This window comes from Reella acinonychis (assembly GCF_052384575.1).
Classification (GTDB): Bacteria; Pseudomonadota; Gammaproteobacteria; order Enterobacterales; family Pasteurellaceae; genus JBQSUQ01.
In genome coordinates this window covers 92,118-100,969 of sequence record NZ_JBQSUQ010000017.1, presented here as the reverse complement: position 1 = coordinate 100,969, position 8,852 = coordinate 92,118, and the positions used below count along the sequence as shown (strand labels likewise).

At 41.9% G+C, this 8,852-nt stretch carries 7 protein-coding genes; 2 read left to right on the top strand and 5 right to left on the bottom strand.

Annotated elements, in window-relative coordinates; genetic code table 11:
* From ACT2CV_RS08940 to ACT2CV_RS08930, 3 genes are all read right to left on the bottom strand, one after another.
* A partial coding sequence (locus ACT2CV_RS08940) for an ESPR-type extended signal peptide-containing protein (protein ID WP_464974060.1) occupies nucleotides 1–3,500 on the bottom strand: 3,500 nt, incomplete at its 3' end.
* A gap of 445 nt (nucleotides 3,501–3,945) precedes the next feature.
* Nucleotides 3,946–4,257, bottom strand: coding sequence for a BrnA antitoxin family protein (locus ACT2CV_RS08935; RefSeq protein ID WP_464973465.1), 312 nt, complete (start codon nucleotides 4,255–4,257; stop codon nucleotides 3,946–3,948).
* Nucleotides 4,241–4,510 carry a BrnT family toxin gene (locus ACT2CV_RS08930; protein WP_464973464.1) on the bottom strand — a complete coding sequence of 90 codons (270 nt, stop codon included), beginning with the start codon at nucleotides 4,508–4,510 and terminating at the stop codon, nucleotides 4,241–4,243. Before ACT2CV_RS08930 ends, ACT2CV_RS08935 begins: the two co-directional genes overlap by 17 nt.
* Before the next feature lie 213 nt (nucleotides 4,511–4,723).
* On the opposite strand from ACT2CV_RS08930, the gene ACT2CV_RS08925 reads away from it, so the two are divergent.
* Entirely contained in the window at nucleotides 4,724–5,548 is an 825-nt protein-coding gene (locus ACT2CV_RS08925; protein ID WP_464973463.1) for an alpha/beta hydrolase, read from the top strand.
* Nucleotides 5,549–5,693: 145 nt separating this feature from the next.
* Here the strand turns inward: ACT2CV_RS08925 and ACT2CV_RS08920 are convergent, their stop codons facing one another.
* Complete coding sequence (locus ACT2CV_RS08920) at nucleotides 5,694–6,446, bottom strand: esterase family protein (RefSeq protein WP_464973462.1); 753 nt, start codon at nucleotides 6,444–6,446, stop codon at nucleotides 5,694–5,696.
* A 14-nt stretch (nucleotides 6,447–6,460) separates the two neighbouring features.
* Nucleotides 6,461–7,639: an ATP-grasp domain-containing protein gene (locus ACT2CV_RS08915; RefSeq protein WP_464973461.1), complete on the bottom strand. Its 1,179-nt coding sequence runs from the start codon at nucleotides 7,637–7,639 to the stop codon at nucleotides 6,461–6,463.
* Between the two features lie 219 nt (nucleotides 7,640–7,858).
* Here ACT2CV_RS08915 and ACT2CV_RS08910 point away from each other — a divergent pair, with 219 nt between their 5' ends.
* Nucleotides 7,859–8,779: a cation diffusion facilitator family transporter gene (locus tag ACT2CV_RS08910; protein ID WP_464973460.1), complete on the top strand. Its 921-nt coding sequence runs from the start codon at nucleotides 7,859–7,861 to the stop codon at nucleotides 8,777–8,779.
* Nucleotides 8,780–8,852 lie beyond the last annotated feature (73 nt).

Sequence of the window (8,852 nt, the reverse complement as noted above, 5' to 3'; positions counted from 1 at the left end):
GGTCCTGTAGCTGGAACGTTAGTATCTGTGCCACCTACTGTCCAGTTACCTGTCGCAGGATCAACAGTTGGTGTATCACCTTTATCTCCTTTCGGACCTGTGGCTGGAACATTAGTATTCACACCATCAATTGTCCAGTTACCTGTCACTGGGTCAATAGTTGGAGTTTTACCATCTGCACCTGGAGTGCCGTTTGTACCATCACGACCTGGGGTACCTTGCGCACCGGTGTCACCTTTGTCACCTTTAGGTCCTGTAGCTGGAACGTTAGTATCTGTGCCACCTACTGTCCAGTTACCTGTCGCAGGATCAACAGTTGGCGTATCACCTTTATCACCTTTTGGACCAGTTGCAGGAACATTAGTATCGTTACCACCGATTGTCCAGTTTCCGTTAGGACCAATTTGTGGAGTTTCTCCATTGGTACCATTTGCACCATCACGGCCTGGGGTACCTTGCGCACCGGTGTCACCTTTATCACCTTTCGGACCTGTGGCTGGAACATTAGTATTCACACCATCGATTGTCCAGTTACCTGTTGCTGGATCAATAGTTGGAGTTTTACCATCTGCACCTGGAGTGCCATTTGTACCATCACGGCCTGGGGTACCTTGCGCACCGGTGTCACCTTTATCACCTTTTGGACCTGTGGCAGGAACATTAGTATCGTTACCACCGATTGTCCAGTTACCGTTAGGACCAATTTGTGGAGTTTCTCCATTGGTACCATTTGCACCATCACGGCCTGGAGTACCTGGGGCACCTTGCGCACCTGTATCACCTTTGTCACCTTTCGCACCATTTGTTACAAGCGCGCTAGTTGTGCCAGTTTTATCTGTAATTGTAATGGTATGTGTGCCGTTCGGGTTTGTAACCACGTTCGCAGTTGGGCTTACACCATCTACACCATCACGACCTGGAGTACCTGGGGCACCTTGCGCACCTGTATCACCTTTATCACCTTTCGCACCTGGATCACCTTTTGGTCCTTTAGGCAAAGTAGTAGGATCGATTTGGAACGTAAATGTATTACCATTTTTGATAATTTGAATTCCCGTACCACCATTCAAAGTTACTTGGTCATTCGGTTTAATGTTACTAACATCATCCCCTGAACCATTACCTGTACGGTTAATTTTCCAATACGAATTATTAATCGCATTAGCAACTTCTGATGCAGTAGGGAAGAAATCACCAGCAGTGAAACTACCTACTTTACCGCCATTCATTGTTAAACTGCTTTTGTTCACATCAAAAGTAATTTGATTCTGAGCAGTAATACGAGCAGTAGTGCCATTACCATTAATAAATAGCAGTTCGCCACCTGGATTAATCACACTACCATAAGAACTATTTACTTTCGGACGGAAACCTGATTTTTTCAATGCTTCAACTAAATCTTGAGCAGTAACTACACCGTCAGCAGCTTTGGTAATATCACCTGTGGTTTGATCCCCATTTACATCGCCTGTTTTGATATTTACTTTCGATGTAATAACGTTGGTGTTTGCATTTTCTGTGTTAGTGACAGTCACTACATCAGCAGTATCTGTTTCTACAAGAGTTTTCTTCGCAGAAATAGTGAAGTTTTCTATAGTTTGAGCAATCTTGATATTATTTCCAGCGATAAACTTCAATGTATCGCCTAATTTCACATCTTCAGTAGTAGAACCTGAGTTTTCACCACTTCCTGTTTGACCCGAAGTTACCATCCACTTCGCATCACGCATAACAGCGAAAAGTTGTGAACCATTGATTGCGTCGGTTGAATCACCAGAAATTTTACCTGCTGCCACATTTACTAATTGGCGCGTTGCTACAGTACCATCTGGAAGTTGACCGCCAACAGACACAACACCAACTGGGTTATTACCCGCAAAAGGATTTGCTTGAGAAGCATATTCCACGCCATTGACTGTCGCATTAAAGTTGCGCTCTTGAGGTTTAGTCCGCGAAGCGTTACCTAATGCCACACTATTTGCATGGTCTGCAGAAGCATCCACACCCAAAGCCACTGCACCCGCTTGTAAGGCTTTAGCACGTGACCCCACTGCTAAGGTTGACTCCGCTGAAGCATTCGAACCACCACCAAACGCACTAGCATTTTTTGCAGAAGCATTTGCATTGCCCCCGATTGCCGTTCCGTATTGTCCTGTTACACTTGCGCTATTACCAATAGCAATACCCTCATCTGCACCTGTTGCGACATTGGTATTTTTACCAATTGCAACAGCTTGTACTGCTGATGAAGTTGCTTGTGTACCAATAGATATAGCATCTGTTGCCCCCGTTGCAGTTATTGCACGATCACCCATAGCCACGGAGCTTTCTGCTTGAGCTTTTGAATATCCACCAACTGCCGTTGCTGATCTGTTCAATGCTTTGGCATCACGACCAAGTGCGGTTGAATTTTCCCCATTTGCTTCAGTATAAACCCCAATCGCCGTTGAAGAAGTACTAAGCGCTTTTGCATTACGACCGAAAGCTGACGAATCTACACCTGAAGCTACTGAATATGAACCTACCGAAGTGGCAAATTCATTTGAAGCATTAGAATCATGGCCTATAGCAATGGTGTCTCTATTTGAAGTGCGAGCCCCCTGACCAGCAGCAAATGATGATGTACCATTTGCATAGGCAGCAGAACCCACTGCTGTTGCTCGTACTCCATCTGCTTTTGCAGCAGAACCTACTGCAGTTGCACGTTCCGCACTTGCATTTGAATCAAGCCCCACAGCAGTTGAACGGTCTCCTAAAGCATTAGATTGAGGACCTAATGCGGATGAACCCAAACCTGTGGAATTAGTACGAGTACCAATCGCCACCGTAAAGGTATTATTGGCAGCGTTTGCGTTTGAACCTATAGCAATAGAGCCTTCTCCTAATGCAGTAGAAGCCTGACCGAATGCACTTGATACACTTCCTGCTGCCATAGAACCAGCACCAACAGCTGCAGAATTCACTCCAGTTGCTTTTGATTCTGTCCCCACCGCTGTTGCTGCTTGGTTTGCTGTTGCTCTGTTACCAAGTGCAGTAGAGAAATCTAGTTCAGCTTTAGTATTAGAACCTATTGCCACAGATTCACGTCCTGTTGCCCGAGAATTTCGCCCAAAGGCAGACGCACCGTTTTTATCTGCGTATGCATAATGACCAACAGCAGTTGTGCTAGCTTCCAAAGCTTGTGCTTTCGCCCCAATTGCTGTAGCGCCTAAGTTACCATTTCCAGCATAGGCTCTCGCACCATTCCCGAATGCTGTGGAGTCACCACCGCCATTAGTCTGTGTATTTGAACCGACAGCAATATCCGTACCAGATTCTCTAATTCCTTGATAGACACCACTAACAGCCGAAGCCTCTAAACTCAACACGCCCAACGCCGCTGAAACAACCACTGCTGCAGTTGCCACCGACTTGGTTTTACCTTTTGCTCGCTGCAATTCTGACACTGCCACCCAAGTTTGCGTGGCGTAATTCCAAATCACTTTAAATATTTTATTCATAAGATTTCCATTAGCTTTAAAATAATAAAGTGCGGTTAAAATCCATCAAATTTTCATCCAATGAACCAACAGCACTCCATAAATAAAAAAATATTTTCTTATTGCCTATTTGTCTAATAAAATAGACGGCTTATTATCCCCCCCCACACGCATAAAGTCCACACTTTTTTTGTAAATTTATTGCAAAGTTTCAGCAAATTTAAAGGGTAAATTTCGGCATAAGCATAAGCATAAGCATAAGCATAAGCATAAGCATAAGCATAAGCATAAGCATAAGCATAATTAAATCATACCTTTACAACCTGATATTGCGATCTGTTTTGAACCTTATTTTACGGACACCAGCGTGGTGTCCCTACTTAAATAGCTCATAACAAAAAAACGCGGTGAAATTCACCGCAGTTTTTGTGGTTTAGGGGATGATGAATATATTGATCTCATCTTGCTACATTGTGGTTTGAATATGTTTGAGTAAAACATCATTAATACGAGTTTGCCAGCCCTTGCCTGTCGCGCGAAAAGCCGCCAAAACTTCAGGCGATAATCGGAGATTAACAGCCTCTTTCGTTGGCTTACGTTGCTTGCCTCGTGGCTTGCGAACTTTGCCCAGTTTAGCTCGCTCCTGCTGGTTATTAAGCACCATAGCGACAAAATCAGGCGGCATAACTTCCGCCAATGGACGAAATTGTCCTAGTTCTTCATCCGTAAAAGGCACATTTTCTACATCATCATAATCTACATTATTTATGACTTTCATAATATTTTATCTCCCTTGCATTCGCCTTGCGAAAACTGATAACCCGAATACCGTCTTTAATGGGGGTAAAACAAAGTGCGTGCAATCGTTTATTTAGTAAAGCAAGTGTACAGAATCGAGGCTCTGGATAATCTTTCCGCGTATCTTGCCAAATAAGCGCCTCCTCCCAATCCAGATCCCTAGCTAACTCAAAAGAAAGCTCTCGCTGCTCAATATTACGTTGATTTTTTATTGGGTCGTAGTCAATTCGCATAACAACTTGTTATATGTATCACATAATCATATTGTAGATACAAAATAAGCATTGTCAAGGATAAAACCGCGGTGAAATTCACCGCAGTTTTGGGGTTGAAGGGAAATTGCGAATAAACAAAAATCAACAAAAAGGTCTCACAAACTTGCTCGTTCAAGTTAAATACGCGACAATGCGCGTTATTCAATAAAATGACAGAAAAATTGATTCGCAATGAAACCAATAAACTATTTTTTAAAAATGGAAGAACACTTCCTCTATGTGCCTTATTATAACGAACACCGCCGTATTCGCGTGTTGTTGCCAAAGGATTATCATAAAGACAGCTGGCAACGTTATCCTGTGTTGTATATGCACGACGGACAGAATATTTTTTATAGTCGAGAATCTTATTCGGGACATTCGTGGAAAATTATTCCCACTATTAAAGAACATCAAGAATTTCCAAAACTGATTATTGTGGGCATTGATAATGCAACAGTAAATCGCATTGATGAATATGCACCTTGGCAAACAGAAGTGGGGCAACATAGTATTGCGCGCCCTGTGGGTGGAAAGGGGATGCTCTATGGCGATTGGGTAGTTAATAAAGTAAAACCTTTTGTGGATCAACATTATCGCACCTTGCCTCAGCGAGAAAATACGCTACTTGCAGGCAGTTCAATGGGCGGCATTATTACCGCTTATATGGGCGCTGCCTATCCACATATTTTTGGGCATTTAGGCGTATTTTCCCTTGCCTCTTGGTTTAGCGAAGGTGCATTTTTGGATTTTCTGCACCATCATCCGCTCCATTATCAAAACCGCGTGTTTATCCAAGTGGGTACCAATGAGGGCGATGATATCGACGCACAATATATTTCTAATATGAATCAAACCTATATTGATAGCACTTTGCGTTATTATCAAGCCTTAATCCGCACTAGACACCCATTAGATCATATTCGTTTAAAAATTATGGCAAACGAAACCCACCACGAAGCCCATTGGGCAAATCATTTTGTGGAATTTCTACGCTTTGCATTAATGGGGAAATAGCAAAAAGTGCGGTGAAATTCACCGCACTTTTGTCAGAAAGATTGCTCCCAATAAGTAGGGACGCGACGCTCGCGTCCTAGGAGATTAACTTTACATTGAATGCCATTTTATTCGGACGCCAGCGTAGCGTCCCTACATGTAACAATCAAATAATCCCCTGTTCTTCTAATTTGGTTAAGAAGTAAGGCATTTGTACTTTCCACCAAGGCCAGTCGTGATCCACATCATGTCCCCAAAAATCGAACCAGCCTTCAATGCTTTTGGCTTCAAAGGCTTGTTTTAGCTGATGCGTTGCGCTGATGTGTTGTTCTTCCCACGCGCCTTGACCAACAGCAACCACAAAGTGATTTTGGCGATAGCGATTTAAGAACCAGTCATCATCTTGCGCCCATAGGTAATCAACCGGTGAATTGAAATACACCGCTTGATCGCCATAAAATTCGCCTGTAAAGAAACGTGCATCATATACGCCACTGAGTGCAATGGTAATATCAAATAAATCAGGATGGCGTAAGGCGAAATTGACCGCATGGAATGCGCCCATACTGCAACCTGTTGCCATCATGGTGCCATTCCATTGTGATTCATGGCGAATTAATGGCACTAATTCATGCACAATGTAGCGGTCGTAAGCATTATGTGCTTGCGCCATATCATGACTTGATTTCCATTCTGCTAGCCAAGATTCTTTGTCGTAAGAATCTGGGGTGTAAAATTTGATTAACCCTCGTTCAATAAACGAACGACAAGCATCAATCATGCCAAAATTCGCATATTCGTTTTGGTCACCACCAGAAGAAGGAAACACAATCACAGGTTTGCCTGCGTGACCATATACATTGAAGTACATTTCACGCCCTAATTCGCCACTCCAGTGGCTACGTCTTTCAAAATGCATAATCTCTTAATTCCTTATTGTTTTTGTTGAGCAAACTGTACAATTTCACGCATTTGCTCCAAGGTTTCGGTACGAGCCAAAATGCCTTCTTCGCCCATAATTTTCGCAAATACTCCCGGCACGCTTTGAATACTGATAATATTCGAGCCAAATTTTTCCCAAATAGCTTGAGTTGTATTAGCGTAGTTTTTGTTGGCTTTGCGAGAGATATAAACCACGTTCCACGGGTGCGTGATGTTGGTGTAGAACTTGTTTTCACGCACGATGTTGGCGTATTCATTAAACACATCAAAATCATTGGCGTAGTTCCACATATCAATGGTTAAGCCACCTGGTGGACGGCAGTTGATTTCAAGCGGCATAATTTCGCCGGTTTTTTTCACGCGGAAAAATTCAAAGTGGAAGAAACGTTCACGCACTTTGAAAGCTTTGACGCACTCTTTGCCCAATTCCACCAATTTTGGCGAAATTTCGCGTGGCACATAGTAGTACATATCGTTGTCTTGGCTGACGGTGTCGATTACCGCTTCGGAATATTCCAGGCCTGCGTAGAACACGATATTGCCGTCGTGATCAGCTAAGCCGTCAAAGGTGATGATGTCGCCTTCGATGAATTCTTCCATAATGTATTCAGTGCTTGGGTTGCGATTAGCAAAGAACTGTTCCAAATCTTCTTGGGTTTTCACTTTGTAAGTATCACTTGCCCCTACGCCAGAGTTTGGCTTGATGATCACAGGGAATTTCAACTCTTCGACTAATTTTTGAGCGTCTTTGTCATCGCCAAACACACGTCCTTTCGCCACTTTCAGCCCTGCTTTGCGGAACACTTCTTTCATTTGGGCTTTGGTTTTGATCGACAACATATCGTCGTTTTTATAGCCGAACACGTTGAAATCGGTGCGTAATTTCGCATCCAGTTCCAACCAATATTCATTGTGCGACTCAATGCGATCAATGCGTCCATACTTATGAGCGAAATAACCTACTGCACGATAAACTTGCTCATAATCTTCCATATTATCCACACGATAATATTCAGTCAGAGAATTGCGTAAGCCTTCGCTTAACTGCTCATAAGGGGTGTCGGCAATGCCGAGGGTATTGAACCCCTGCGCTTTCAACCGAGCCGCAAAAGGCTCAAAATTGGTTGGAAAGTGCGGTGAAATCATCACAAAATTCTTTGGCATAGACATAGGCGTATCTCCATTAATAAAAGGACTATAAACTGATTCTATGTTAGTTTCATGCGTTTGGCTATCAAATTTAATCGTTTGCGTCATAATAAAAGAAAACTTGTAAAAAATGCACCGCACTTTCAAAGACTATGAAAAGATCGTCTGGTTTAAAGAGGTTTATTTTGATGCGCGTCTCCACTACAATGAACAACAAATTTAGACTTTGTGGGGGACAATATGAAACCGATCACTTTTAATTATCATCATTTAAAACATCATAAACAGCAAGAAACCAGTAAAAAAACCTTATGGCTTTCCCTTGGTTTGACTTTGTTTTTTGCTTTGGTGGAATTGTTAGGGGGAATATTTAGCCAATCCCTTGCGCTTATTTCAGACTCTTTCCATATGTTTTCTGATGTTGTCGCGCTACTTTTAAGTATGATAGCTATTTATTACGCAGCCAAAGAGCCAAATGAAAAATTTACTTATGGCTATGAACGCTTTGAAATTATCGCCGCTTTTCTTAATGGTTTGGCGTTAATTATTATCGCCATTGGGGTTGCTATTGAGGGAATTTCACGCTTAATTAATCCTGTGGATATTGATTTTACTTCCATGTTAGTTATCGCTTGCATTGGTTTATTAATTAATATTGTGCTCACTGTTATTTTAATGCGGAGTTTAAAAGCAGAAAATAATCTTAATATCAAAAGTGCGCTATGGCATTTTATTGGCGACTTGCTCAATTCTGTGGGAGTGATTGCTGCCGCAATTTTAATTTACTACACAGGTATTATTGAAATTGATGCCATCATCAGTTTGATCATCAGCGCTATTCTGTTTGCTGGCGGTTATAAAATCTGTAAAAAAGCCTTTTTCATTTTAATGGAAGCGGTGCCTGATACACTGGATCTAAATAAAATTCATCAATCCATTTTAGCCATTGAACATGTGAACGAAATTCATGAATTTCATTTATGGTCAATCGGGGAAAATTCTTACAGTTTGTCATTTCATGTGCTACTCAATGAATATCAAAATGTGAATGATTATGAAATTGTTGAAGCCATTTGCAAAATGCTAAGACAGGAATATCAAATTGAACATGTCACCATTCAAATTGAGAATTTAGCGATTAATACGCATGAAGAACAGTAGAAAACTGGCAAAATAAAACTTGGATAGACTTATAAAAATACGATAAAAAAACCGCACTTTATACCAATAAAGT